This window comes from Paenibacillus sp. GM1FR (assembly GCF_002803315.1).
GTDB lineage: Bacteria > Bacillota > Bacilli > Paenibacillales > Paenibacillaceae > Paenibacillus > Paenibacillus amylolyticus.
In genome coordinates, this window is record NZ_MKZL01000014.1 from 36,576 (window position 1) to 62,616 (window position 26,041).

Annotated in this window: 23 protein-coding genes; 12 read left to right on the forward strand and 11 right to left on the reverse strand. The window is 48.1% G+C overall.

Annotated features, from left to right (window positions below; translation table 11 throughout):
* The first annotated feature begins 197 nt into the window (after window positions 1-197).
* The 6 genes from PAEAM_RS12905 to PAEAM_RS12930 all read left to right on the forward strand — a co-directional run bounded on the left by PAEAM_RS12905 (window position 198) and on the right by PAEAM_RS12930 (window position 7,588).
* A complete protein-coding gene (locus tag PAEAM_RS12905; protein WP_243391345.1) occupies window positions 198-902 on the forward strand; it encodes an AzlC family ABC transporter permease in 705 nt (234 codons plus the stop codon).
* Window positions 893-1,222, forward strand: a complete 330-nt coding sequence (locus tag PAEAM_RS12910; protein ID WP_062837141.1) for an AzlD domain-containing protein — start codon at window positions 893-895, stop codon at window positions 1,220-1,222. The genes PAEAM_RS12905 and PAEAM_RS12910 overlap by 10 nt, the downstream gene beginning before the upstream one ends.
* Window positions 1,223-1,354: 132 nt before the next feature.
* A complete protein-coding gene (locus PAEAM_RS12915) occupies window positions 1,355-2,011 on the forward strand; it encodes an SGNH/GDSL hydrolase family protein (protein WP_076216567.1) in 657 nt (218 codons plus the stop codon).
* Between the two features lie 294 nt (window positions 2,012-2,305).
* Entirely contained in the window at window positions 2,306-4,306 is a 2,001-nt protein-coding gene (locus PAEAM_RS12920; protein ID WP_165789909.1) for a heparinase II/III domain-containing protein, read from the forward strand.
* Complete coding sequence (locus PAEAM_RS12925) at window positions 4,299-6,251, forward strand: glycosyl hydrolase (protein WP_100527797.1); 1,953 nt, start codon at window positions 4,299-4,301, stop codon at window positions 6,249-6,251. The genes PAEAM_RS12920 and PAEAM_RS12925 overlap by 8 nt, the downstream gene beginning before the upstream one ends.
* Before the next feature lie 200 nt (window positions 6,252-6,451).
* Entirely contained in the window at window positions 6,452-7,588 is a 1,137-nt protein-coding gene (locus tag PAEAM_RS12930) for a glycoside hydrolase family 88 protein (protein ID WP_100527798.1), read from the forward strand.
* A gap of 387 nt (window positions 7,589-7,975) precedes the next feature.
* On the opposite strand, the gene PAEAM_RS12935 is transcribed toward PAEAM_RS12930, so the two are convergent.
* Window positions 7,976-8,581 (reverse strand): methyltransferase domain-containing protein, encoded by a 606-nt coding sequence (locus PAEAM_RS12935; protein ID WP_100527799.1) that lies wholly within the window; start codon window positions 8,579-8,581, stop codon window positions 7,976-7,978.
* 226 nt (window positions 8,582-8,807) lie between these two features.
* On the opposite strand from PAEAM_RS12935, the gene PAEAM_RS12940 reads away from it, so the two are divergent.
* Window positions 8,808-11,165 carry an Ig-like domain-containing protein gene (locus tag PAEAM_RS12940; RefSeq protein ID WP_243391341.1) on the forward strand — a complete coding sequence of 786 codons (2,358 nt, stop codon included), beginning with the start codon at window positions 8,808-8,810 and terminating at the stop codon, window positions 11,163-11,165.
* 511 nt (window positions 11,166-11,676) lie between these two features.
* On the opposite strand, the gene chrA is transcribed toward PAEAM_RS12940, so the two are convergent.
* The 6 genes from chrA to PAEAM_RS12970 all read right to left on the reverse strand — a co-directional run bounded on the left by chrA (window position 11,677) and on the right by PAEAM_RS12970 (window position 15,888).
* A complete protein-coding gene (chrA, locus tag PAEAM_RS12945) occupies window positions 11,677-12,222 on the reverse strand; it encodes a chromate efflux transporter ChrA (protein ID WP_076329890.1) in 546 nt (181 codons plus the stop codon).
* Window positions 12,223-12,224: 2 nt separating this feature from the next.
* Window positions 12,225-12,812, reverse strand: coding sequence for a chromate efflux transporter ChrB (gene chrB, locus PAEAM_RS12950; RefSeq protein ID WP_100527801.1), 588 nt, complete (start codon window positions 12,810-12,812; stop codon window positions 12,225-12,227).
* A 12-nt stretch (window positions 12,813-12,824) separates the two neighbouring features.
* Complete coding sequence (chrS, locus tag PAEAM_RS12955; protein ID WP_062837151.1) at window positions 12,825-13,319, reverse strand: chromate efflux transcriptional regulator ChrS; 495 nt, start codon at window positions 13,317-13,319, stop codon at window positions 12,825-12,827.
* A gap of 270 nt (window positions 13,320-13,589) precedes the next feature.
* A complete protein-coding gene (locus PAEAM_RS12960) occupies window positions 13,590-14,705 on the reverse strand; it encodes a PAS domain-containing sensor histidine kinase (protein ID WP_036673065.1) in 1,116 nt (371 codons plus the stop codon).
* The gene (locus PAEAM_RS12965; RefSeq protein ID WP_017691068.1) at window positions 14,698-15,348 is read right to left on the reverse strand and encodes a response regulator; all 651 of its coding nucleotides are present in this window, start codon (window positions 15,346-15,348) and stop codon (window positions 14,698-14,700) included. The genes PAEAM_RS12960 and PAEAM_RS12965 overlap by 8 nt, the downstream gene beginning before the upstream one ends.
* 108 nt (window positions 15,349-15,456) lie before the next feature.
* A complete protein-coding gene (locus PAEAM_RS12970) occupies window positions 15,457-15,888 on the reverse strand; it encodes a GAF domain-containing protein (protein WP_051447438.1) in 432 nt (143 codons plus the stop codon).
* Between the two features lie 563 nt (window positions 15,889-16,451).
* Between PAEAM_RS12970 and PAEAM_RS12975 the strand changes: the two genes are divergently transcribed.
* Complete coding sequence (locus PAEAM_RS12975) at window positions 16,452-17,228, forward strand: Crp/Fnr family transcriptional regulator (RefSeq protein ID WP_235193905.1); 777 nt, start codon at window positions 16,452-16,454, stop codon at window positions 17,226-17,228.
* Between the two features lie 163 nt (window positions 17,229-17,391).
* Here the strand turns inward: PAEAM_RS12975 and PAEAM_RS12980 are convergent, their stop codons facing one another.
* The 3 genes from PAEAM_RS12980 to PAEAM_RS12985 form a co-directional block, all read right to left on the reverse strand.
* Window positions 17,392-17,949, reverse strand: coding sequence for a GNAT family N-acetyltransferase (locus tag PAEAM_RS12980; RefSeq protein ID WP_100527802.1), 558 nt, complete (start codon window positions 17,947-17,949; stop codon window positions 17,392-17,394).
* A gap of 126 nt (window positions 17,950-18,075) precedes the next feature.
* Complete coding sequence (locus PAEAM_RS31785; RefSeq protein ID WP_017691064.1) at window positions 18,076-18,231, reverse strand: hypothetical protein; 156 nt, start codon at window positions 18,229-18,231, stop codon at window positions 18,076-18,078.
* 153 nt (window positions 18,232-18,384) lie between these two features.
* Entirely contained in the window at window positions 18,385-18,678 is a 294-nt protein-coding gene (locus tag PAEAM_RS12985; protein WP_100527803.1) for a hypothetical protein, read from the reverse strand.
* Window positions 18,679-18,902: 224 nt separating this feature from the next.
* Between PAEAM_RS12985 and PAEAM_RS12990 the strand changes: the two genes are divergently transcribed.
* The 4 genes from PAEAM_RS12990 to PAEAM_RS13005 all read left to right on the forward strand — a co-directional run bounded on the left by PAEAM_RS12990 (window position 18,903) and on the right by PAEAM_RS13005 (window position 24,948).
* Window positions 18,903-20,417, forward strand: a complete 1,515-nt coding sequence (locus PAEAM_RS12990; protein ID WP_243391346.1) for a DUF6359 domain-containing protein — start codon at window positions 18,903-18,905, stop codon at window positions 20,415-20,417.
* Between the two features lie 209 nt (window positions 20,418-20,626).
* On the forward strand, window positions 20,627-21,256 hold the full coding sequence (cdaS, locus tag PAEAM_RS12995; RefSeq protein ID WP_100527805.1) for a sporulation-specific diadenylate cyclase CdaS: 630 nt from the start codon (window positions 20,627-20,629) through the stop codon (window positions 21,254-21,256).
* Window positions 21,257-21,542: 286 nt separating this feature from the next.
* Window positions 21,543-22,649, forward strand: coding sequence for a Leu/Phe/Val dehydrogenase (locus PAEAM_RS13000; RefSeq protein WP_100527806.1), 1,107 nt, complete (start codon window positions 21,543-21,545; stop codon window positions 22,647-22,649).
* Window positions 22,650-22,881: 232 nt separating this feature from the next.
* Window positions 22,882-24,948 carry a methyl-accepting chemotaxis protein gene (locus PAEAM_RS13005; RefSeq protein WP_100527836.1) on the forward strand — a complete coding sequence of 689 codons (2,067 nt, stop codon included), beginning with the start codon at window positions 22,882-22,884 and terminating at the stop codon, window positions 24,946-24,948.
* Between the two features lie 149 nt (window positions 24,949-25,097).
* On the opposite strand, the gene PAEAM_RS13010 is transcribed toward PAEAM_RS13005, so the two are convergent.
* Window positions 25,098-25,961, reverse strand: a complete 864-nt coding sequence (locus PAEAM_RS13010; RefSeq protein WP_036673084.1) for a LysR family transcriptional regulator — start codon at window positions 25,959-25,961, stop codon at window positions 25,098-25,100.
* Between the last annotated feature and the right edge of the window lie 80 nt (window positions 25,962-26,041).

Genomic DNA, 26,041 nt, shown 5'->3' on the forward strand with positions numbered 1-26,041 from the left:
TGTGAAGTGAATTCTGCAAAATGTGAAATCCATAAGACATGTAACTAGTCATGTTGAATACACAAAGAAGTTGTTTTCATGAAGAGTGGACCTTGATGGATCTACATCCATATATATCGGTTTATGGGGACTGAAATTGGAGAGGGGTTGTAAGGCAGTTGGACCAAAGTACACTACAGATATCTGGACAGGAGAACATGGAAGAGGTCCAGGATCAAGCTACATTCATGCAGGGGGTCAAAGATTGTATCCCAACCCTGCTTGGTTATTTGAGTATTGGCTTTGCGGCGGGTGTTATTGAAATGACCGCGGGTCTGAGTCTGGCGGAAACGGCACTGCTCAGCCTGATTTTATATGCAGGATCGGCTCAGTTCATTGCAGCGGGCATGCTCGCATCGAATGGATCAGCAATAGCCATCATGTTCACCATATTTTTTGTGAATCTTCGTCATTTGTTGCTCAGTGCAGCTGTATCACCGTATTTTCGGCATCTCACCCCGCTTAAAAATATGTGGCTTGGTTCATTGCTTACCGATGAGTCTTTCGGCGTGGCGATGACACGTGCGATTGGCAGGGAAAGGCTTAGTGAACGCTGGATGCACGGTCTGAATATTACCGCATATCTGAACTGGTTCGTGGCTAATATGGCGGGAGCGTACTTTGGACGCTGGATCACTAACCCGGAACGACTGGGTCTGGATTATGCCCTGCCAGCGATGTTTATTGGACTGGTTGTACTCCAGTTGGTGCATCGCAAAAACAAAAAAATACACATTAATGTGGCTATTATCGCCGTTGTCTGTGTAATCTTCGCCAGCATGGCTTCACTTGGCAGCATGAGTGTCATTGTGGCTGCGGTCATTGCGGCAACGATGGGAGTGTTCATGGAACGATGGAAGTAAGATGGGATGTTTTCTGGATTATTATGGGCTCAGCGTTGTTAACATTTATTCCGCGTGTACTGCCACTGATGCTGTTCAGCAAGATACAGATTCCAATGTGGTTATTACGCTGGCTGGAGTATGTACCCGTAGCGGTCATGGCAGCGCTGATTGGTCAGGAACTGTTCATGTCGGACAACCAGTTGGTGCCGATTACGCACAATGCAGCTCTGTGGGCATCCCTGCCTACGATTGCAGTAGCTATCTGGACACGCAGTCTGCTGGGAACCGTATTGGTCGGTATTGTGGCTATGATGATACTGCGATATTGGATCGGATAATTGCTAGGAGATTCATAAGATGGCGACACTCAGTAATGAAAACGCTATTTTCTATTGTGACCGAAAGGGATAAAATGGAGACTGAGGTGTTCAGTGTTTCTATTTTCACAAGAGGAAGGAACGATTTCAATCATGAGTACTAGTCCATCCGTTATATTGTTTCAGGGAGACTCGATTACAGATGGGGGAAGATCACGCAATGATGATCCAAATCATTTTCTCGGACACGGGTATGCGTATCTGATCTCCAGCAAACTGGGTATGGAACTGGCGGGCAAGCAAAAGACCTTCTATAACAGAGGCATCAGCGGGGATCGGGCATCGGACCTGTACGCACGCTGGAATGAGGATACCATTAGTCTAAAACCGGACCTGATCAGCATCCTGATTGGGGTTAATGATGCCTGGCGCACGATGAATGGTGAACCTAGCGGGGTAACGGATCGTTTCGGACGGGCGTATCGCCATTTGCTTGAAGAAACTCGGGAAGTGATGCCGGATACGGGGCTGATTTTGATGGAGCCGTTTATTCTGAGAACCGGAGCAACTGCGGAGAAATGGGAAGCCTGGGAAGAGTATATCGGTCAATATCAGAAGCTGGCCCAAGGTCTTGCTGAGGAATTTGGAGCTGTGTGGGTGCCATTGCAGCAGACGTTTAATGACGCTCTGAAGCAGGCGGATGCAGCGTACTGGTTATGGGATGGCGTACACCCAACCGCAGCAGGTCATGAGCTGATTGCACGCCAATGGTTGTCTGTTGTACAGAATTCTTCGCTTGCGATTGTGTAATAACAACAGCGGACAGCTAGGATATGGGCAGCAGCATTATAGGTATTCAGGATTAATTGAGGATGAGGATATAAGATAGTCAAGAATATGAGATAACCATAAAAAGCCTGTGGTGACAGGCAGAATGCAACGGAGAACCTGGCGAAGGTTCTTCGTTTTTTTGGTTAGGAAGGAGAAGGAAGTAACGTCGTGGAAAGGGTTCTAATGGATAATTCTTCAAAAATGCTATCATATCCGGTAAAATGAAATCGATTACATTATAATATGGGCATGACAATCCATTAACGAAGAGTGGTGAATCCAGTGGAAGATTCCATTCACGAAGTCGAAAATGAAAATATAAACCAACGTGGTACTGAGAGCAGAGCATTGAGTTCCTTAAGTGCCGACAGACTCTTGGAGAAGTTATCCCGGCCTGAATTGGCTACGTTATACACAGACTTGAAGGCTTACGGTGAACGTGCCTTGAAAGAACCCATGCCTTCCTTGTCGTTCCGTCTATATCGACAGTTCAGCGATAGGGGTGAGCGAAAAGCCTATGAAGAGGTTTATTTCGATCGAAGGGGCAGACTTGCTGCTGTGGCGATGCTCGCCTTGGACACGGCTAGGCCGGATGCACTGCAAGCGCTGGAAGAAATGTTGTGGGACGTGTGTGGTGAGTATACGTGGTGTTTGCCCGCGCATCTGGGTACGGGAGAGGTCAACCAGGTGAATGGGAACATCGATCTGTTCGCAGCAGAGACGGTACATATGCTGGCCGAGATTGTGACCATTCACGCCGAGCGGCTGAATCGCCTTGTCATAGAACGGATCAGGTCTGAAGCAGAACGGCGAATCTTCACTCCGCTTTACCGGGATCAACGGAAGTTCCACTGGCAGACAGCGGATCACAACTGGTCGGCAGTCTGTGGTGGATGCTGTGGTATGGCTGCATTGTTGCTGTTGGAAGATGAGCCAACACTACGAGAATCGATCTGCCAAACAGTCAGCTGTATGAACGCATTCTTGAGCGGATATGGCGAGGATGGCGGCTGTGCCGAAGGCATCGGATATTGGGTATATGGATTCGGTTATTTCACCTATTATACCGAGATGCTTCGTGAGTACAGTGAGGGCGAACTAGATCTACTGACGGGTTCCAAAATAACAGCTATCGCAGCCTTCCCACTGCGAGTTCATCTGTCGGGTGGCACATATGTGAATTATTCGGACAGTGTCGAGCAGGAAGAGATCCCTTCTGGATTGCTTTCCCTGCTCGCGTCCCGGGTTGGGTTGCAGATAGATCTTCCGTTTCATATTCCACTGCTTACAGATGATCCCTGTCATCGCTGGGCTCATCTGTTGCGGAACGTGATGTGGAGCGATCCAGCAGTGTACGGGGATGAAGGTGCCTCTGGGCAGGCTGAACGAGGATTTATTTTTCAAAATCTGGGATGGATGATTGCAAAAGGATCGTTCGATTCTCCGGATACAAAACATGCGAACGGCTCACCCCTTCATGTGGCTATTTCCATTAAAGGCGGGCATAACGATGAACCTCACAACCATAATGATCTGGGGCAGTTCATTATCCATTGCGGTGGTGAGAATATTCTGTGTGATCCAGGAGCAGGGTTGTATACCCAAGCGTATTTTGCGCTAGGCAGAGAGCAACTGTTCCACATCTCGTCATCCGGGCATAACGTTCCGCTCATTGAAGGCCAGGAGCAATGCTCCGGTCGGCAAGCGCAAGCCCATGTGTTAGAGGCAAAGCTGGCAGAGGGTGGCGGTGAGCTGGATACTACATTGGATCTGACATCCGCATACTCTGGGGCAGCTTCACTGGCTCGTTATACGCGCCAATTTCATTGGAAGATGGCTCCTGACGGGAGCGGGAATGGAGCGGAATTGCGTCTCATTGACCGTTTTCAATGGAAGAGCAGGTTGGTGTCTTCGGCAGAACGATTCTCTTCGGTGGATGATTCAGATGCAGGATGTTCGAGCGTAGTGGAGCGCTGGATGAGCAGAGTACAACCTGAGGTGGTGAAGAGCGGTAATCTTCGCTGGCAAGGTGCACATGGGGCGATCCATATGACGTATGATGCGAACCAGTGGAAAATTCTTACGGAGAAACTGGACACAGTTGATCATGACAATGTTCCAGTCACATTCTATCGGACGTCACTATCATGGACAGGTGCAATTGATGAGACGGATGTTCGGACAGAACGCCCTAATCCGCTTGAAACGATATGTGAAGTACGCTTCATCATTGAACCGAAAATGGGAGAAACCGAGGTGAGCATGCGTGAGTAAATATACATCTGCGTCCACGTATCCATGGAAAGACGAACTCGAACATTACCGTACATTGGCAGAACAAGCGGGCCCCCCTCCGGCAGACGGCTGGAATAGGGAGCGCAAGTTGGCACTTGTTGAAAGTGTTGTTCGCGCTTACACACCATATCAGGACAGCCAGGGTGCAATTATCGACCCGTTCTCGGGTGTGGAGAGATATTATTCTACACCGGCCTATGCGATGGCTGCGGCAGTTCTGGTTAATGCAGGGCGTACAGATTTGCTCCAATCCGCAGCAAAAGCCCTGTCACAGAGCATTGATGCCCTGGTCAAAGGTAGCGCACCAGACAATCACCCTGATTTTTTTCCGGTGCTCATGATGAGAGCTTATATGTTGTTGAAATCACACCTGCCTGAACATGCACAGATCTGGGCTGAGGCACTTAAGACGATCAGTCCTGAACAAGATTATGTATTTACGATGAGCAAGATGAACAATCCCAATCGCATGATTAACTGGAACGCCATTATGATCTCTGGCGAATATCTGAGGTGGCATGAACAGCTGGCGAATGAGGGTACTGCGTGGATGGATCGATATCTGGAAGCCTATCATCTACCCCGGTTTACGGCCCTTGGCTTGTATCAGGATGGACCGCTGGACCGTCCAAATTGTCCATTTTCCTATGATATTGCCACCCGTTATCACCTTGGGGTGATGCTTGAAGCTGGTTACGAGGGAACCACTGCCGATACGTTACGTGAGCAGCTGCGCCATGGTGCCTTCAGCTCGTTACTGACGCTCTCGCCGCTAGGTGAGATTCCACCGCGTGGTCGCAGCTCCCAGCATCAGTGGAATGAAGCGGCGGCGGCTTATGTATGCTCCACACATGCAACGCAGGCTCTGAAGGCGGGAGATCGGGTGATGGCGGGTGCTTTTGCACGTGCGGCCAATCGGTGTTTTGCTGCTGTTGAGCGCTGGAAGATGGAAGATGGACGTTTGAAAATCGTACGCAATGAATACGCGCCAGAAGATCGGCACGGGTACGAGATATATACCAACCACACCTGTTACAACCTGTGGACGGCAGCAGCGCTTGCTCACGCTTGTCTCAGTGATCCGGGAGACGATGTGAGCGAAGTATACCTTCCTTCCGAGTTAGGCAGCAGGGTTTTGCAGACGGATGGGTGGTTTGAAACTGTGATTGCTTCCATACCTGGTCAGCAACTGGTATTACACACGGCGATGAATGATCCGTATACGATTCCTGGTTTGGTACGGATTCAACAGATGGGGTTACCTGGTCTGATTGGTCCGTCCGCTGCCAGCCATGTGCAGGCCGGGTTTACGGAATTTGCCGAAGGGGCGGTTCGTCCGCTCAGTTACTGTCCTGCCTGGAAGACACCAGATGGGGTATGGCACAGTCTTGCAGAGGGGATTCCATCCGGTGGTGCATATGATCGGGATGTTGGATTAGACCCTGCTCAGGGAGGTGGTTCCATTGTGTATGAGAAGGTGGACCCTGATACACGGAACCAAGTGGAGCAGCATCTGGAGGAAAGAGCGGCAGAAGATGGCGTGAACGCCTTGGAGAATGCTTTTGCCGTGACATGGGTCGGTCCATTACCCGGAATTAAAACATTGCGTACCCATTATGTACAACAGGCGGATGTGCTGACTATAACGTATGAATTCGAAGGAGAGATCGCTGCAGCAGGGGCACTCATTCCGTTGATGTTCCATGATGGTCGTGAACAGGCGGTAATTACCCATACGGATCATAGCGTACGAACGGAGTATCGGGGGGCGTATGTAGAATCCACTGCGCTGGATCAGGGAGCCACAATTCATCTGGAGGAACAGGCTGTGGCCTCCCGTAATGGTTTACTGAAGGAAGCCCGGATTGAATTGAACGGAGCACGTAGGTTGTCATTTGCGATCCGATTGGGCGAGGTTAACTGAAGGTGTTCAGGTTGAGGATCATTAGATCTCCAAACATCTCAAAACAGCTCGAAGCATAGTTAAAAGTGTTATTCGTGGATGATTAGTGATATTTATCGGATAGCTATTGCAGTTACGGCATACGACGCTATAGATAAGTTGAGGATGAGCTGGAGCATCAAACATAGATGTCCGGTATTGAATCGAGGAGGGATATGTTCATGAACACATCAACGTCGGTAAAATGGCTCGAGGAAGCGTGGCAACAGGGAGCTGCCAAGACGATTCGGAATGCAAAGCGGATTAAGGATACCTTTCCGCACATTGCCCCGCAGGGGACGTATGACCGGAATGATCCGGAATGGTGGACAGCGGGTTTCTGGCCTGGATTGTTATGGCTGGTCTATGAGGATGCTCCGGAAAGTGAAGCTGCGGCTTCGCTACATCGCATTGCCGAAAGCTGTGAGCGGCAACTGGAGGGTTGTCTGCGTGATCCCGAATCGGTGGATCACGATCTGGGGTTCATCTGGCTGCTTAGTGGCGTAGCCAACTACCGCCAGACGGGCAGCATGGATGGACGGCGGCGTGGCATGCTTGCCGCCAACCTGCTCGCTGCACGGTTCCACGTGCGCGGTGAGTTCATCCGCGCCTGGAACTTCAGCTCGTCAGCAATGGATACGCGCGGCGTAGCCATCATTGACAGCATGATGAACCTGCCGCTGCTCTACTGGGCATCCGAGCAGAGCGGCGACCCTCGCTTCCGCTGGCTGGCGGAAGCACATGCGGACACCGTGGCGCGCGAATTCATCCGCGCGGACGGGTCCATCTGCCACGTGGTGGAGTTTGATCCACACACGGGGCAGAAGCTGCGAGAGCATGGCGGACAGGGCCATGCTCCAGGTTCCGCCTGGGCGCGGGGCACCGCCTGGGCGTTGCACGGGTTTGCGCTGTCTTTCCGGTATACGGGCGAAGCCCGATATCTGGAGACAGCGGAGCGTGCGGCCGATTTCTTCCTCGCCATGCTTGGCGAAGAGATCGTGCCGGTGTGGGATTTCCGCGCACCTGCGGAGCATCAGGTGGCGTGGGACTCGTCCGCTGCGGCGATTGCCGCGAGCGGGTTGCTAGAGCTGGCGAAGCTGTCGCCACGCGGGGAAATCTATGCTGCCGCGGGAGAACGTATCGTCCGCGGCTTGTATGAGCACTATAGCTCTGGCGACTCGGCAGCGGAAGAAGGTCTGATCATGCAGGGAACGGTGCATTACCCGGAAGGGCGAGGGTTGAATGTGCCGATTATATACGGCGATTATTTCTATATGGAAGCGCTGGCGAAGCTGCGTGGACATGCGGGGTTATTTTAAAAGAAGAATTGAGAACTACGGGCTGGAGGAACTTAAGGTGAGAACTGATCAGTAGGGTTGTGTTCGTGTTATTAGCCTGCGAGTTCTAGTATTAGATTCAACCAGTTAACCAGTTATATATTCAGTATATAGTTGTCATTAGCGTCATTAGCAAACCATCATCACCTGTCCACGTGAGGCTGTCTCCAGTATTAGGAACGATATCCCTTCTATTGGAGACGGAGTATACCTAAGCTTGAGCTTTGAATAGACAAATCAAGGTGAGCGGACAGGCGGATGGTGTACATAATCCAAGGAAGACAAAAGAATGTCTGGTCTATGAATACTCATTCTTACGGGTCCAGTTGGGGTGCAGACTTAGCTATGCTCTACTGAAAGAATCGATTTTCACTTCGAAGGCGTACGTCTCAGGATGACAAAGTCGGCAGAAGATTGATCTGGATAGCGCTGCGGAATAATCTCATGAACTTTGAAATCAGGGTAGTCGAAGAGATATTGAAATAGATTACGGTCCTGGATTGTATCAATCCCCGGGTTGCCGTTTTCTTTCAAACGGGTGTAAAGCACCACCCATGCTGTTGAGGAGTGCAGAATATCATAGAGGGTATTGCGAAAATCCGTTTCATCCGTGATGTGATATAACACATCCAGACAGACCGTCAGATCGGCTTGCAGGAAACCTCGGTTAATCCATAGGCCTGGTGTATACAGCATGAAACTCTTGGAAGAATCCTTGGCAAATTGGGAAGCACAACGCTTTACTGAAGAAGCCGCTACATCCACGCCCAGGTAGTCCTCATAATTCATGTATTGCAACTGGTTGCCATCCCCACATCCAAACTCAATGACACGATGAATCCCTTCACGTTGAATCAGTCCGTTCACGACCTCGGCCTTGAATTCAGCCAAAACCCCGTATGAACCCCTCCCGGAAGTTTCACCCAAACGATATGTTTCCTCCCAATACCCGATGTAATCAAAAGGCTGAACCATTATGTTTCCTCCAATCCTGTTAAAAGAAGTTCAAGACTGCCAATATACATAGGTATGCGCAATATTCGCAGGTATGATCGGTTGAAACAGGAATAGAAGATAAATTAATTTCCATAGAATTCCCTGAAAATTTCCTGAAAGTCTAAACATCTGGAAAGAACTTGCCGACATAAAACATAAGGAAAAAAATGATGATAATCGGGGGGAAATGATGTTAAAGCCAAGATTGACCAAGTACATGGTGATGATGCTGGTGTTGATGCTGAGTATTTCCAACGTAGGCTTGGCCGCTGCGGCAGATAAAGAACTGTCCAAAATTGTGGTTTCCAAGAATGAGATGTCGCTCGAAGTTGGTGATTCTGGGTCTGTTACGGTGACAGGGGTATATTCAGATAATACCTCGGCTAATGTAACGATTAGTACAACCTGGAGTAGCGAAGATACTTCGATAGCAACTGTATATAATGGTGCAATCACGGCCAAAAAAGAAGGTAAAGCGACGATTACGGCAGCTTACCAGGGTCAGAGTCAGACTGTTCAAGTGAAAGTAACGAAGAAGGTCAAAGCCCTTTCGAAAAACGTGCAAAGTCTGGATTTGCGCACGGGAGATACAAAAGAAATTATTTTGACAGCAACGTATAGTGACAATGAAACAAATAATGCAGCAGCAAATACTGCAGAATGGTCTACCAGTGATGAGAAGGTTGCTACCGTTGTGAATGGTAAAGTAACTGGACAAAGCGCGGGTACGGCCGTTATCACAGCCAAAGTTGGCAGCCAAAGCGTGACGGTGGATGTTAACGTTGAAGTGGTTAAACGTGTAGATGTAGATAAACAGCAAGTTAACCTGTTGTTGAACAAAAGTGAAAGTGTGAAAGTGACGGCTACGTATCCAGATGGCACAACCAAAGATGTAACGGATCTGGCGGAGTGGACATCCAGCAACGAGAAGGTCGCAGACGTTCTTAAAGGCGAAATTACAGGATACTCGGCAGGTTCTGCCAAGATCACAGCCAAATACGGTACGAAATCAGTATCCGTTGACGTGGATGTGGATCTGACGAGCAAACTGAGTGTGGTGAAACAAAGTATTTTCTTCCGTTTGAGTGATACAACCAAAACGGCTAATGTCGTTGTAACGGCTTCTTATCCAAACAGCAGCGATGTGAATGTAACAGATCAGGCAACATGGACATCCAGCAACGAGAAGGTTGCAACGGTATTCAAGGGACAGGTCACAGCGATTAGTGCAGGTTCAACAACGATTAAAGCAACCTACAGTGGAAAAACCGTAGAAGTTGCTGTGGATGTAGATACGGCAAGATATTTGGATATCAAAGATGTGACTGACAAGCTCGCCATGAGTGTTACAGGTGAGAACAAGTCCAAAAAATTGGTAGCCAATGCAGAGTATATTGATGCAAGCACAGAAATTGTAACTTCCAAAGCAACATGGACTTCAAGCAATGCAGATGTCGTATATGTATCGAACGGCGATCTAATTGCATACAAATCCGGTACGGCTACGATCACTGTAGCTTATGGCGGTAAAACGGTTAAATTCACAGTGAATGTAGACGTAGCAGACAAGTATGAGATGGACAAGAAGAAAGCATCGGTAGCCGTTGGTGGAACGACTTCTGCCAAAGTACTGGCGTTGTATGGTGAAACATCCAAAGATGTATCTGAAGATGCAACTTGGAGCAGCAGCAGCGACAAAATCGCTGAGGTAGATAGCAAAGGGGTTATCACAGGTGTTGCTACAGGTAAAGTAACCATTACCGCGAAGATTGAAGGCAAAACACTGACTCTGCCTGTTGAAGTAGGTATGGCTAGTGGACTGGAAGCAGATGTGAACTTCGTTGTTCTGTCTGCCAAAGAAACTCAGACGATCCTTCTAACAGGTACGGATGAGGACGGCAACACGTTGGATGTAACATCCGAAGCAACCTGGAAATCCAGCAATGCACGTGTAGCGGATGTGAAAAAAGGCGTGATCACAGGTAACAGCAGTGGTAAAGCCAACATCACAGCAGAATACGGCTCCAAAAAAGTGACGATCCAAGTTGAAGTGGATGTCATCACACGTATTGAAGCTTCCGAGCCGGTTCTTTCCCTGAAATCAGGCGATACAGCTGATCTGACGGTAACTGCCTTCTTGAGCGACGGTAGCGAGCGTGATGTTACGGACAAAGCTGAATGGAAAACGAACAGCTACAAAGTAGCTCAAGTGACCAAAGGTAAAGTCAAAGCTACAGGTTCAGGTAAAGCCAAAATCACAGCAAAATACGGCAGCAAGTCTGTAACGATTGCTCTAGATGTGGATACACTGAAATATTTGCAGACGGATAAAGTAACGTTGACCATGAAACCTGGTGAAAAGGTAACTGTGGCGGCTACTGCAACGTATGCTGATGGCAGTGAAGCTAATGTATCCAAACCGGCTCTCTGGAAATCTTCCCGTATTGCAACAGCATCGGTGAAAGATGGAATCATTCAGGCGAACGGCAAAGGTAAAGCAACGATTACAGTAACATTTGCAGGTGTGAAAACCAAAGTAACGGTAGTGGTTGAAGCGAAGTAAACGATATTTTTCAACTGTGAGTGTGAAACGTGGAAATAAAAACGGTGATGCCAGCTAATAGCTGGTATCACCGTTTTTTGGTCTATAAACTAGGCATGTCTTCAAGCGCTAACGAATCTGAAACGTCTTATTCAGGGGTCTGGAGCGTTTGCAGAAATCTAAGGAATCTGAGACACGTTATATCGGAAAGTACAGTCTTTTATAGCACTTTTGTCAGGTGTTTTTGGTGAATAACGTGTCTGAGATTCCTTACAATTTATAAAGAGGACCTAAAGACCAAATAAGACGTCCTCAGTTCCTTAGAAAATGAAAATAGTCTAGCTATTCGCCAAGATCAGCCACTATGGACTTTGAGAATTTTCTTTTTGGACACTGGCATCCATCCTCATATAGCTTGCCTTAGTTTGAAGACAGACCCTAATGTTAAAAAAGAAACGTCCAGAACCACTTGATACACCCATTACAGATGTATAACCAAGTGGTTCTGTGACGTTCCCTGTATGTTCTACTACTACATCGTGTGAGACAGTACCAGCGCACCATAGGCAAAAGCGATCACGATCAGAATGGCCGGATGCAGCTTGGTTTTGGTCATGACCCAGAGCGAGATGCCTGCAATGATCAACGTCTGCCAGATGCCGATGGAATTAGTGGACAGCTGCCCGAATTCCCATGTGAGCAGAATCATGAGAACGGCGATAACAGGCTGTACGAGTAGAGTCATACCTTTGACTTTTGGTGACGTGCGATGTTTGTTCAACAGACGAAGTAATATAATTAGTGCGGTTGCGGAAGGCACGATTGTGGCAAAACTTGCGATAAATGCCCCAAACCATCCTGCTACGTGGTACCCGACAAATGCAGCAATTTTGGTTGCAATCGGGCCGGGAAGGGCGTTACCAATCGCCAGTACATCACCGAATTGCTCGGTGGTCATCCATTGGTAGTGGTTCACAATCTCTTCCTGCATAAGCGGGATGGAAGCTGGACCGCCCCCATATCCCAAGATGTTCGCTACGAAAAATCCCCAAAATAATTCCCACCATGTCTGGAGCATCCTTAGGACACCCCCTTATCGGACTTGCCCTTGGATTTGAAGCGCTGAACCAGATCCAGATGGAAGACACCATATCCCAGGAAAACCGCGATCACAATCCCCGGATGGATATCCAGCAGCTGCAATAGTACAAAGGCAATTACGCCGAATAGGGCGGCAAAAACTTTACCAAGTCCCTTCCAGGCTTTCATGGCAAATTCATAAGCCATCATGCCCAGCATGACAAAAATAACTGGCCTTACGGCGGCTACCATGCCTGCTACCACTTTCGACTCGCGTAGCGCGTACATGGAACCGAGCAGAGCAATAATGGCAATACTTGTCGGCAAAATATGAGCCAGTACAGACACAATCGCGCCCAGCACACCTTTGGTTTTATAACCGAGATATGCGGCCATTTTGGTCGCGATGGGACCCGGCAAGGCGTTGGCGATAGCCAAAATCTCGCCGAACTCCTCATCACTGACCCATTTGTAACGCGTAACGGCTTCGTAACGGATTAACGGGATCACCGAAGGGCCGCCGCCATATCCGAGAATTCCGGTTCGTACCATTCCGATGACGAGACCGTTGTAATCTTTCCAACCCATGCTGATTTCCTCCTAGAGTCTCATGCCCATCCGGCTTTTATAACGTTTCAACAATAGCTGTGATTCCACTTTGACGATACCTGGCATCTTATAGAGCTTCTCTAGCAAGAACTGCTCCATCTCTTCCATATCGGCAAAAATACCGTGCATGTGCAGGGTACTCGGGCCTGTCATATGATAAAGGCTGGTGACGGCTGGCTCTTCGTCCAGTTTCTCAGCGACTTCATCCAGGAAGGGCGGTTCGACATCGACATTAAAAAAGGCGGAGACCTGAAGCCCAACCTTGCCAGGGTTGATCACCACGGTGAAACGTTCGATGATTCCTTTTTCGGATAACGCATTAATGCGCGCCTGAACAGCTACACGCGACAACCCGATCTGTGTCCCCAGATCCGTATAGGATATCCGGCTGTTCTTGTGAAGCGCGGCGATGATTTTGCGATCCATCTCGTCCAGATTGTACATTTGTGGAATTTCTCCTCCTTTGGAGGAGCGTTTCTCTGACATGTTGACCATCCTTTTCTCTCGCTATATGAAATGAACAATGGAATTTTACTAAACATACAATGTGTATGTGGCATTCATAGTTTAATGACGAATCGTAACTGGAGTCAATCTATTTATCATAGTTATTGAATTTAACCGATTATGAGCCTTCATTTTGTCATTTCGACTAATCGGAAATAAAAAGACCACTCGCATAGTCCAATAGCGAGCAGCCGTTAAATAATAGATAAGCTGGAGTAAAGCGCAAAGTGTGATACGAAGCATGTACGGTTATCCCTGTGCTGTCTTGGGCAATAAAAGGGTAACGGTAGTCCCTTCGCCAGGCTCGGAAGAAACTCTCAACGTTCCTCCTGCACCACGGGCACGCTCTTCCATACTGAACAATCCAACGCCATTGCCAGCGGTTGCTTCGCTGAATCCAGCACCCTGGTCTTCAATAATAACCATCGTCATGTTCTCAGCGTCTTCTATAGTAACACGTGCCTCGGCAACATCGGCATACTTTGCGACATTGGTTAAGGCTTCCTGAATAATTCGGTAGATGGCTATCTCCCGGTTCATCTCCAGTCGTTTGCGCAAATTACATTCCAGATCAACTTCAATCCCGTAGTGTCGGGTGTAATTCTCGATATACGTACGAATCGCCGGAACAACACCCAGGTCATCCAGAACGGATGGTCTCAGCTCCCATGCCATACCGCGTACATCTTCCATAATACCCGTGACCTGCTTACGAAGTGCTTCAACCCCGGGTTGAGGCTGGTCTGCCAGCAGGCGATCCATCTGAATCACCAGAGAGAAGAGACTCTGTCCAATCCCGTCATGCAGTTCACGCGAGATCCGGCGTCGTTCCTCTTCCTGAATGTTCATCACTTGGGACATCATCTTTTGCAATTCGGCTTCGACGGATTTCAGCTTGGTGACCTCGCTGCGTACAGCCAGGTATTGATAGGGCTCGCCGTCGTTATCAAGAAAAGGCACGATGGTGGTGTTGACCCAATAATGACTGCCATCTCTGGCACGATTGAGAATTTCCCCGTTCCATACCTTACCTGAGGATATCGTCTCCCACAGGTTTTTCATAAAGCTTTTGCCATGGTATCCGGAATTAATGATTCGATGATCCTTACCGATCAGTTCCTCGCGCTCATACTGCGAGATTTCACAAAATTTATCATTCACATACTGGATTTTACCCTTGCGGTCTGTCAGGGCTACAATGGAGGATTCATCCAAGGCAAATTTCAGATCACTCAGTTGATGCAGGGAACCCTTCAACCTGCTGCGAAATTCATTATCCGTAATGTGATTATCGATTTCGTTCAGCAGGAGGCGTACGGGCTGGTCTGCGAGACCACTTAATCTGTTCTTGCGTGCACTACTCAAAGTTCAGCAACCCCTTTTTCATGGCGAACTTCACCAGTTCCGGTCGTGTACGCAGGCCAAGTTTCTCCATCAGATTGCTTTTGTGGGATTCGACCGTTTTGACACTGATGATCAGATGTTCGGCGATTTCCTTGTTGGCGTAACCCTTGGCAATCCAGGACAAAATCTCTTTCTCCCGCTCGGATAACGTGTCATACGGTCCGGCGTTTTCCTGTTTGGCTTTGTCCAGGTATTCACTCATCAGCCGCTTGGTCGCACTTGGGTACAGATAGGCGCTACCCTCTGCTACGGAACGAATTGCAGCAAGTAATTCTTCATGCGGCGCACTTTTGAGGATATACCCGGATGCTCCCGCATGGATGGCGCGGAACAGATATTCTTCATCGTCATGCATGGTTAGTATCAAAATGGAGACATCTGGCATCAATTTCTTCAATTCAGCCGTAGCGGTCAGACCGTCTTTGCCTGGTGGCATGCTGAAATCCATCAAGACTACATCTGGCTTCAACTCTTGAGCCTTGGCAATGGCTTCATCGCCATCTGCGGCATCTCCAACGATATGTATATCATTCTTTCCTTCAAGTAAGGCGATCAGCCCGGAACGCACGACAACATGGTCGTCTACAACTAATAGTTGAATCACATGATTTCCCCCTGTCCGCTTCCTTAGTTCTATCTATATCATAACAAAAAAAGAAGCCATTCAGAGCTTTAATCTCCGAATAGCTTCTCTCACGCTCTAGTTCAAACTTTATCCAAACACCTTCGGCTGAAGATGTAGAGCGATTTGCTCCGTCTGCCGGATCATGTCCGGTGAGAAGGTGCAAGGCAATCTGCTGCCAACGAGCAGCACGGCGCCAGGCACGCTTCCTTCCTGGAACACAGGTACCGCTATGGCACATACCAGCCGCTCAGCAAGCATTAACGGGCAACGACCGGGTGTATGCTCCCCGGTGGATTGTGCATCAGATCGGGCTGTGCGTCCAGTCCGAAGGGCTGTGCCCACCAGATCTTGTCCGGCGCGCATTTCCATGCGTTTCACCCGTTCATTACTAGCCCCCGAGGTATACTTCCAGCGTAGCATTGTCCCGTTCAGACAGGCAAGTCCACAGAAGTCGCTGGATGTGTTCAGGCGCAGGCCGTCGATCATCTCCTGAATGCCAGATGGCAGTTCATCATGCATGAGAGGACACTTCCTTTTTCGAAATTATAACGTACGTAACGTGTAATTATTATCATTAACCTTTGAACAGGATCATCTTAAAGAGGTAGTTCAAAAAGTCCGCTTTTGATTACGAAGGATGCCTATCGGCATCATCAGCATCGAATATGGAATTCAGCCGAAATGTCCGTTGCTCACGTAGTTTTGCCTACGCTCCGCTACTCCATTTCTAGCTTCATCCCATCTTCTCGGTACTGAAAACCGCTCTTTTTGAACCGGATCATCTTAAAGTAAGGGTATTACAATGTTAATTCTATTGTAGACCCTTTCTCGTACATTGTAATTCAGGGAAAACCCCTATTTCCGTTCTATAATCTACTGAACTTGGGCAGTGGAGGACTCCTGAGTCAGGTGCACCAAGGGATTGAAGAAATGCGAAGAATGAGGCATATCGGTGAAATGTGACTTTTCTCACAGCAAACTCAGGGAGTTTCTCGTTAAGGATCAGGTAATCCCCCGATAACCCTCGCGCTACTTTCGCGGTATGATGGATACATAAGGAATCACCGAGGGGGACGAAGGTTATGGGTACAGTATTTGTAGAAAGAACAACCCAAAGAGCAGAGCAGAAACAAACGGAGGCGGGCAAAATGACACGAGAAACAGGCGGAATCCTTTCGTTCGTTACATCTGAGCAATGGGGCCTGATTGAAGCAAAAATGCAGCCCAAACGGGTGAAGTCGGGGTATAGTCTCTTTCTCGAAGGCGATGAAGCCGGATATCTGTACTACATTCGTTCGGGACGAGTGAAAATGACCAAGTCGACGGAGGATGGCAAGGAAATTATTTTATCCATTCAGCAAAGCGGCGATCTCATCGGTGAATTCGGCGGCATCGGAGGATTGAATCATAGCTACAGTGCAGAGATGGCGGAAAAAGGGGAACTGGCCATTATCTCGCTTAGCGATCTGGAAAGTATACTCAGCAAACATGGCGACCTTGCCTTGAAATTCTTGCAATGGATGGCACTGTCGCAGCGGATCACCCAGTCGAGATTCCGTGATTTGCTGCTCTATGGCAAGGCGGGTGCGCTCGCTTCGACACTGATCCGTGCCAGCAATTCGTATGGCAGGGTTACACCGGATGGTATTGTGCTGGACATGAAGCTGAACCATACCGATCTTGCCGAGATGATTGGAGCGACCCGGGAGAGCGTAACGCGGATGCTGGGGGCATGGAAGGAACAAGGTACGCTGGATATGATGGACGGCAAACTGATGATTCGTGACCTGGCAGCCCTGCGCTGTATGTGCGGATGTCCGACATTCCCGAGCTGTCCGGTAGAGCTGTGCCGACTGTAAAATAACTTGTTCCGGTGTTCCGAGTTGAGGGAAGCACAACGGTTGCATTCCCGAGGAACAAATTTGATTTGGATTCCAAATGAGGCTTCAAGGCTTCACCTCCATTGGCGATTGGGGTCGTTACGGAGTAAAAGAAAAAAAGCTGGGGTCCCATATATGGGAGTCAGCTTTTTGTGTTTCTTTGTAATTGTTCATTAGTATATTCTCTGGCGAGAATCGAATAGAGCACCGAATCATGAAAGGAACCTTTGTAGAACCAGTGCTCCCGCAGCAGACCTTCACACTGCATGCCAATCTTCTTCATGACATTCTCCGAAGCAGTGTTATGCGGACGACATTTGGCGTAAATCCGGTGAATGCCCAGTTCGTTGAAACCGAAGCCTAGTAGAGCACTGGCTGCTTCGGCGGCATAACCTTTCCCTTGGTAAGCGGGGTTAAGGACATAACCGATCTCTGCATTGGTTTTCTCCATAACGTGAATACCGACTCCGCCGAGGAGTCTTCCATCACTTTTCAAACATATCGCCAGTTCATAGCCTTCTCGTGGTTTGGTCTGCTGCATGTCCAACACAAACTGCACATAAGCTCGTGTATCCTCTTCGGTATTCGGCCCCCACGCTGTATGCTGTGTAACTTCCGGCATGGATGTGTAGCTATGTATACTTTTCCAGTCTGTCTCCAGAATATCCCTGATGATGAGTCGTTCGGTCTCCAATTGCATCGTTGTTCACTCCTTCACGTTTGAATAACTTTACTGTCCATTGTACAACAAAAATAGCCCATAACAGATTCAAAGAATGAATCGGTCATGAGCCATAATGTAGATATCTATGATGTATGTCGAATGCTATTGTGGTTGTTTACATTGAACTGCGGGATAAGTATAAGCCAACTTGCGGATAATTTCCTTTTGCCATCTCGTATCACCCAGATTGGTTGCCAGGTTCAGAAGATCCAAATAATCGTCAAGCTGCAGATCAGCCTTTTGCAGAGTTGTATTCATTCGATGTTCGTTCCCCTTTATCTATAAAATCGTAAAATCATATGCAGTAGAAAGTTACAAAGAGACAAGTTCAAGAATGATAATCATTATCATGTTTATATATTCATTATGCAATGAACGCTGGCAAAATGCAATCCCAAGTCCGCATCGAATTTAACTTTTTTCTGAAAATAGGCTCATCCACAGCACATAGGGAATGTATACACCGAGATATGCAGACGGATACAAGAACCAGCCATTCAGCAGGAAATGGTGAATTTCGGTGGTGAATGTGGTCATATGAGCATTCGTCGCATACACATCACCAGCGATGACGGTTGCCGCACTGTAGAAACAGAGTAGCGCAAGAATATGAAATACTCGTCTAACCATCCGGGAACGAAGAGCAACATAAGCCATAATCAGCGGAACAATCAACAAGAGCAACAAAAATACCAACTTCATCATCGTTTTACTCCTTCGGTAAATGGAATTCTATTGATAATCAGTATGGGCCAATAGACTCAACTTCTAAACTTTTTCATAAACTTTACAAAAAGAAAGAGGAATTCAGCATATGAACAATTAAATTAAAGGAGGATAACCCATTATCAGGTAATTTGGAGGAGGAGAAAGGGAATATGAAGAAGGCGTTATGGCAGCACTGGATCGGGGCATTCCTGGTCTTTATCATGATGGCAACCGCACTGCTGGGGCCGGGTTCGCAAAGTCCGGTACAAGCTGCAGCACCACTTACGGTATCTCAGGCCATCGCTGCCCAGAGCGGTGGAGGCACAGCAACGGTTGAAGGAATCATTGTTGGACATGCTACCGGGTCGCTTACCGCAAAGTTTACATCTCCCTATGCCAATGATTTTAATGTTCTGATTGCGGATTCAGCGTCAGAGCGAACCAACGCCAGATTATTGGATGTACAAGTTCCCTCATCTTTCCGTTCGCAATATGGATTGGCGTCCAACCCCAGTCTTGTAGGCAAAAAGATCATCGTAACCGGAACCTTAGGTGCTTACAACAGCTATGCAGGAGTCAAAAACCCAACGTCCATCACACTTTCCTCCGGAACAACCAATCCTGATCCAGAACCAAACCCGGGCACAACACTGCCGGACGGTACCGGCAAGAAAGTATTGTTTGATAATACCCACGCCCAGACAGCAGGTGCTGCCGACTGGATTATTGACGGGGCATTTTCGGATTTTGCCAATGGTTTGCGAAACGCAGGCTTTGCCGTGGATCAGCTGGAACGCAGCATCCCGTATACATTCGGTGAGCAAGCCATCACCTATAATAAATTGAAAGATTACCACGTCTTCGTCATCGGCGAAGCCAACGTGCCGTTCAAAGCGACTGAGCAGGCTGCGCTGGTGCAGTACGTGCAGAACGGAGGAAGTATCTTCTTCATCTCCGACCACTATAATGCAGACCGCAACAAAAACCGCTGGGATTCTTCCGAATTATTTAACGGCTATCGCCGCGGTGCCTTCCTGAATCCGGCCAAAGGCATGTCCTCGGCTGAAGCCGAATCACCAGCGATGCAGAGTGTGACGAGTTCAGACTGGCTCGCGACGAACTTTGGTGTCCGTTTCCGCTACAATGCCCTTGGAGATGTAAATGCATCGGATATCGTTGCACCTGCACAATCCTTCGGCATTACGACTGGTGTTAATTCTGTAGCCATGCATGCGGGATCGACCATTGCGATTATAGACCCGAACAAAGCCAAAGGCTTGGTGTATGTACCAAGTGGTGTATCCAAGTGGGGCAATGCCGTGGACCAGGGCGTATATAATGGTGGTGGACGAGCTGAAGGAGCCTATGCTGCCATTGCAAAGGTTGGTGCAGGCAAAGCCGCATTTATCGGTGACTCTTCACCTGTGGAAGACGCGACTCCGAAATATTTGCGTGAAGAGACCGGTGCTACCAAGAAGACCTATGATGGATTCAAAGAAGTGGATGATGCAACGTTCCTTGTGAATACCGTGAAATGGCTCGCGGTCAAAGAGAGCTACACCAGTCTGGCACAAGTGCCAGGATTGACATTGGATACGGCAACAAGCCTGCTTCCTATCGAAGCTCCGGCCGCATCAACCGAGCCGCAACTTGAGCCATGGGCTGCACCAGCGGCAGGGTACAAATGGTATGATCCGACTACATTTAAGACAGGTTCATACGGCAAAGCGCAATAAGTAAAGTAGACAAACATCAAATTATTATGCGAATAGGGTCTGACCGTGGAGTTTTGCGGACAGGCTCTTTTTTTGCTTGTTATATCAGTTACAATGAAGATCGTGATTAGCTCCTACAGCCCTGCCATTGCATAAATATGTGCTCCAGAGGGGAAGGTATGGGTACTAATGATGCGGCGTGAAGCCCAACCCAACCAAGGAGGCGGCGAATGATGACTCAGCAAGCAGACTGTGACAGTTCCTCGATGAGGCAGAAGCTTAAGGAAGACCTCCATCGTGTAGCAGAGCGTATGAATCTGACGTTATCCCGATTTGACAATGACAGCGCCTGTCTGCTGGGGCAATTTGCAGAGATTCGAGCGGAGATCAAGCAGATCGAGGTGCTCGCCTCTTCGTTTTATCTGGATTGTTATCTGTCACCCTTTACCGAGAAGTTTGCCGAATTAACATCGAGCGTGCAGCACCTATCTGACCGGAGATATGGGGCGTTGATTGTGATTGAACGGGAGATTCCGTTGGAGTCGATCATTCACTCAGGCGTGACTGTGGATGCACGAGTGACACATGCGTTGCTGGAATCGCTGTTCATTCCTGGTGCGCCATTACATGACGGGGCTGTGTTGATTCGTGGCAATCAGATTGTATCCGCTGGTAATGTGCTGCCGTTGTCGCAAGCGGAAGTGCATGAACGAAAAATAGGCACTCGTCATCGGGCAGCACTGGGACTCAGTGAATTGACGGATGCGGTTGTGTTGATTGTCTCCGAAGAGACGGGGCAGGCTTCATTTGCTGTGGATGGCGATTTGCATCCCATTAATGTGGTTGAGACGCTCCCTTAAATATGAACGATCAAGTGGCCTACTTGGGGCGATTAAGTTGATGCAGTGAGGGAAGTGTACCTTTCTCCTGTAAGGGAGAGAGGTTTTTCTATGGATAGACGATAAAATTATAATCTGAGATTCGACAGCTTTGCTCCCTCCATATGAGAAGCATCGATCGATGCTTCTCTGACATTGCGATGTAATTTTGCACAAACTGGGTATTCATGGGTACAATAGAGGATGGTCAATGAATAGAGAACAATGCGATTGGATCGCAAAAATGGTTGGAGGAGACGGTTAGCACATGAGTTGGTTTGAAGCAATGGAGCATCACGATTATGAGGAACTGGTTCTGTGCCAGGATCGAAATTCAGGGTTAAAAGCAATTATCGCCATACACGACACAACACTCGGCCCTGCGCTGGGAGGCACGCGGATGTGGACTTACGCTTCAGAAGAAGCCGCCATTGAAGATGCCCTGCGCCTTGCCCGTGGTATGACATATAAGAATGCGGTATCTGGCCTGAATCTGGGCGGTGGCAAAACCGTTATCATCGGAGATCCGCGGCGCGACAAAAACGAAGCGATGTTTCGGGCGTTTGGACGATATATTCAAGGGTTGAACGGACGTTATATCACGGCCGAAGATGTGGGAACAACGGAAGAGGACATGAACCTGATCTATCAGGAAACCGATTATGTGACAGGAATCTCGGCGAGTTATGGTTCATCCGGTAACCCATCGCCTGCAACGGCTTGGGGTGTATATCGGGGGATCAAGGCAGCAGCCAAAGAAGCATTTGGTACCGATCTGCTGGAGGGTAAAACGATAGCGGTCCAAGGTGTCGGCAATGTGGCGATGCATCTGTGCAAATATCTGTATGAGGAAGGTGCACATCTGATCGTTACGGATATCCATAAGGACTCGGTGAAACAGGCTGTGGACCGCTTCGGCGCAACAGCAGTTGATCCCGCAGACATCACGAGTGTGGAATGTGATATCTATGCACCATGTGCACTGGGCGGCACGATTAATGACGATACGCTCAGAACGCTCAAGGCAAAGGTTGTAGCGGGCTGTGCCAATAATCAGCTGTTGGAGACCCGTCATGGGGATCAGCTGTATGATATGGGCATCGTATATGCGCCTGACTATGTTATCAATGCAGGTGGCGTAATTAACATTGCGGATGAGTTGAACGGTTATAATGCGGATCGGGCGTGGAGCAAGATCGGAGAGATCTATTCCACTCTGGAGAAAATATTTGAAAGCTCACGTACCGAGGGCATCGCAACCTATGTTGCCGCAGATCGTTTGGCTGAGCGACGGATTGAACAGATGAAGAATACGCGCAGTACATTCTTGCAGAATGGTCACCACGCATTGAGTTCCCGAAGATTGCGCAAGTAAACTTAATAGAATCATAATCAAATTTAAAAGGGTCTGTTAGATAACGGCAACATCCATTCCCAAGATGGATAGTCGATCTGACAGGCCATTTTTTTATGTTTGCTATCAGAATTTCAAAAAAAAGAAAAACAGTGGCAATATCTCCCTAATTGATCAATTTTACTATGGATTTTTCCGATAATGTATGTACATCGTTCAGATGCAGATGGTTCAGGGAAGTGGGGAGAAGGAAATGGGGAAAAGAAAAGGTGTAGGACATAAGATCAAAAATATGTCGCTTAAAATCAAGCTGCCTTTCATGATCAGTGTATTGGTTGTGTTGGTTCTGCTTGGTGCAACGACCACAAGTTATATGATTTCATCTGATGTTGTGGTCAAGAAAAGCAAGGATGAAATGAATGTGATGGCTGACCGCCTTGGGGAAGGGCTTTGGACAGCTATGCAGCTTCAGCAACAATTGAGTCATGCGATATCCGTACATAGTACTTTTAAAGAACTCTTAAAGTTGCGTGATACAACTGACATGACGGATGAAGAATTTTTATCGGATGAGAACCCGTATTTCAATAAGGCCAATACGATCTTGACCGACAGTATATCGGAAACGGAAGGAAGTAAGCCAGATCTGTTCGTTTTTGATAAGGAAGGAATCATGGTGGCAGGAACCATGCCAGAAGTCATTGGTCAGTCACGGGGAGATCGCGAATATTTTAAGGAATCTATACAGGGGAAATCCTTCATCAGTGACGCGGTCGTCTCTAAGACTGGCAAGAAGCTCATTATTGTATTCTCGGAGCCTATCACCGATGAAGAGGGGAATAACCTGGGTGTGCTTGCTATGTCGGTGGACAGCAGCTTCTTCCTGGGGCAACTCGGAGACATTAAAATCAATGGTCAAGGCAGAGTTGAAGTACTGAGTCGGAGCGGCATCATTATGTATGATTCACTGGACCCTTCCGTTGTGGGACAAACGCTGGAAGAAGATAAGGACGCGATGGGAATTATCGAGGCTAGAGCCACCGACAAAGTGAAAATCACTTCGATGGATCGAGAAGATACCTACTATCGTATTAATCAGATTCCGGGTGCAGATCTCTCTGTGCTCATTATTGACGATTATGATGATATCAAGCGTCCGATAGAGGATATGCAGCGCCAGATGGTTATCGTGATATTGATCGGGATTGCTCTGGCTATTGGTGTGGGATTGCTGATTTCTCGCAGTATTACAAGACCTATCATACGTCTGAGCGGTCTGTTCCAACAGCTTGCTCAAGGCAATCTGACCGTTAAGGCCAATGGCAGGTATAACAGCGAATTCAAGGATCTGGCGGAGAGCTTCAATGGTATGGTGGAGCAGAACAGGAACCTTATTACCGATATGAATAGTTCGATTCATGTCCTTCAGGCCAGCACTCAGGAGTTGGAGGAGACATCCAGACAGACGGCAAGATCCATTGATGAGACATCGGCAACGTCCATGGGGATTGCCAAAGCCATGGAGGCTCAATCGGAAGATACCGAGCAGATTGCAGGCAAATTCAACAGCTTTGGCGATAAAGTGGCTGCCATGAACAGCAGTGCACAGGATGTGAAGGCAAGAGCAGATGAGATCGAAACGGTATTCCACAACGGGAATGAAGTCGTGAATGAACTGATGCGTATCAATGAGGTGAACGAACGGGAAGTGGAGAAAATCTCGGAGATTACCGTCAAACTTCAAACGAGTTCGGGCAGTATTAGTCAGATCACGGAAGCTATCAGCCAGATTGCGAAGCAGACCAATCTGCTCGCATTGAATGCTTCCATTGAAGCATCACGGGCAGGTGAGCATGGCAGAGGATTTGCAGTTGTAGCCGAGGAGATCCGCAACCTGGCAGAGCAGAGTTCCCGCCAGTCCAAGGAAATCTCCAGCATTATCGAGCAGAATCTGGCCGATGTCGCCGAGAACAACCAAAGTGTTGCCGAAATTCATACCATCTCATCCAGACAGGATGAGCTTGTCTTGCAGACTCGTCAGGCATTTGATGTAATTTTGGAGAAGGTAACGGTCATTAATCAACAGATCGCTACGATGGCAGGACAGATGCAGGAGATGTTACAGAACAAGGATGATGTACTGGAGTCGGCCCATAGTTTGTCGGCTTCAGGAGAGCAGGTATCCGCTTCGGTTGAAGAGGTAACAGCAACCATGATGGAGCAATCTTCAACAGTACAGCAGTTGGCCAACATGGTTGATACGATCGATCAATTGACGCAAAAGCTGGCCGAATCGGCTGCGCGATTCAAGGTGGAGTAAGGGTTAATTGAATAGGTATAAAGGGAAGACAAAAGGCACTCTGTATGAGTGCCTTTTGCTTTGTTTTTTATGGTCTCGATCAATGTGCTCTAGTCCATTTAGTAATCAAGAAGATCAGCGGTTGAAAGAGGGGTACTGAGTTACCTATATTAAAACGTAATGCACTTCTGATTCAGCAGCTTCATGAATTGATCCAGCGCACTGCTGACATACCGATCCTCACCGCGGACAAAGGTTGTCGTGGTATGGGTAAAACGATCTGCCAGATCAAATACGGAGAAATCATCCGGTTTCTTGTGAATAACGTTGCAGGGCATAATGGTAAAAGCAATTCCAGACTCCACACAGCTGAGCAGGTTTTCCATCGTACTCACTTCGATGATATTACGTGCGGACAACCCTTCTTCCTGCAGAAATTCTTCGGTCATTTCACGATAAGGACAGCCCTCGGGGAAAACAACCCATGATACTTGGCACAGACTTTCAGGTGGTGTATCCATCTTCTTGGAGATAATATGAACCGTGTCCTGCATCTCATATTCCACCTTCAGACCCTCCTTCACACAAGCCCCGCTGATAAAAGCACCATCAATCTCATCGTCCTGTATTTTCTTGCGTAGTACTTTGGGTGAAGTGGCGTTGACGAGTGAGATGGACACCTTCGGGTAGGTTATTTGATATTCATTCAGAATCTCCATAAAACGACTGGATGCCGCCGTTTCTACAATGCCGATTTTCAGTGTGCCGGAAGGCTCCCCGGGATCGGTCATATCCTGCTTCAGATCATGTAAAAGGTTGTGAATCTGTGTGGCGTACTGGACGAACTGTTCTCCTTTGGAGGTCAGTACAACACCTTTGGGAAATCGGTTGAACAACTGGATTTGATATTCCTGCTCCAGTTTTTTGATGCGCGTAGTGACATTGGATTGCGCGTAATTCAGTTCTTTGGCGGCCTGTGAGATTTTGCCTGAACGCGCCACCGCGAGAACAATATCGATATCGGAAAGTTCCATGCTGTATCCTCCTGAACGTGGATTAACACCAATTAATTCGGCAGATGGTGATGTTAGGTATCTCTCTGAGAGATACAACT